Origin of the sequence: uncultured Campylobacter sp. (genome assembly GCF_937997535.1) — a bacterium.
Lineage (GTDB): Bacteria > Campylobacterota > Campylobacteria > Campylobacterales > Campylobacteraceae > Campylobacter_B.
Genome location: NZ_CALKTT010000023.1, coordinates 1 through 1,412, shown reverse-complemented (window position 1 = coordinate 1,412; position 1,412 = coordinate 1). Strand labels below are relative to the sequence as shown.

At 51.2% G+C, this 1,412-nt stretch carries 1 protein-coding gene; it reads left to right on the top strand.

Annotation, left to right across the window (positions count from 1 at the left end):
* Window positions 1-1,412 (top strand): phosphoenolpyruvate carboxykinase (ATP) (gene pckA, locus Q0117_RS02515; RefSeq protein WP_297922078.1); only part of this gene is annotated, 1,412 nt, incomplete at both ends.

Genomic DNA, 1,412 nt, shown 5'->3' with positions numbered 1-1,412 from the left:
ATCAAAAAAATCAACCACAACCTAAGCTACGACGAGCTTTTCGAGCTTGAAAAGGCTATGAATGAAGGGCGCGTATCAAGCAACGGCACCTTTATGGTCGATACCGGCATCTTTACGGGTCGCAGCCCCAAGGATAAGTACTTCGTAAAACAAGATCCGAGCCAAAAATACATCGCTTGGGGCAAGATAAATCAGCCTATCTCAAAAGAGCTTTTCGATAAACTTTTAGCCAAAGCTAAAGCTCAGTTAAGCGGCAAGGAAATCTTTATCCAAGACGCCTATTGCGGAGCTAGCAAATCCAGCCGTAAAAACGTGCGCTTCGTAACTGAAGTCGCGTGGCAAGCGCATTTTGTTAAAAATATGTTCATCCGCCCAAGCGAGAGCGAGCTTGCGGAATTTCATCCCGATTTCGTCGTTTACAACGCGTGCAAATGCAAAAACGAAGATTACGCGAGCGACGGGCTGCACTCCGACGTTTTCGTTATATTTAATGTCGAGGAAAACGTCGCCGTTATCGGCGGTACGTGGTACGGCGGCGAGATGAAAAAGGGAATTTTTTCTATGATGAACTACTGGCTACCGCTTGAGGGCAAGCTAAGCATGCACTGCTCGGCAAACGTGGGCAAGGACGGTGATACGGCGCTATTTTTCGGTCTAAGCGGCACGGGCAAAACGACGCTCTCTACAGATCCAAACCGCAAGCTGATAGGCGATGATGAGCACGGCTGGGATGACGAGGGGATATTTAACTTCGAGGGCGGTTGCTACGCGAAATGTATAAATTTAGACCCGAGCAGCGAGCCTGAAATTTACGCCGCGATCAAACGCGACGCGCTGCTTGAAAACGTGGTCGCGGACGAGGCTGGCGTCGTGGATTATAAAGACGGCAGCAAGACCGAAAACACCCGCGTCAGCTATCCGATCTATCACATTGATAACTACGAGCCAAGCTCTGCGGGCGGCCATCCGAAAAACATAATCTTCCTGACCGCCGACGCATTCGGCGTTTTGCCGCCGGTCGCAAAGCTAACTAAAGAGCAGGCGATGTATTATTTCCTAAGCGGCTATACGGCAAAAGTCGCGGGCACCGAGCGCGGCATTACCGAGCCCGTGGCGACCTTTAGCGCGTGCTTTGGCGAGCCGTTTATGCCGCTGCACCCGACCGTTTACGCTAAGCTTCTGGGCGAAAAGATCGACAAGCATGGTGTCAGCGTCTATCTCGTAAACACAGGCTGGAGCGGCGGCGCGTACGGCGTGGGCAAGCGAATGAGCATCAAAGCCACGCGCGCATGCATAAACGCGATCCTTGACGGTAGCATCAAAAAGTGCGAATTTGAAAATTTCGAGAAATTTAACCTCGCGATCCCAAAAGAGCTCGCAGGCGTCGAGACGAAGCTGCTAAATCCGATCAA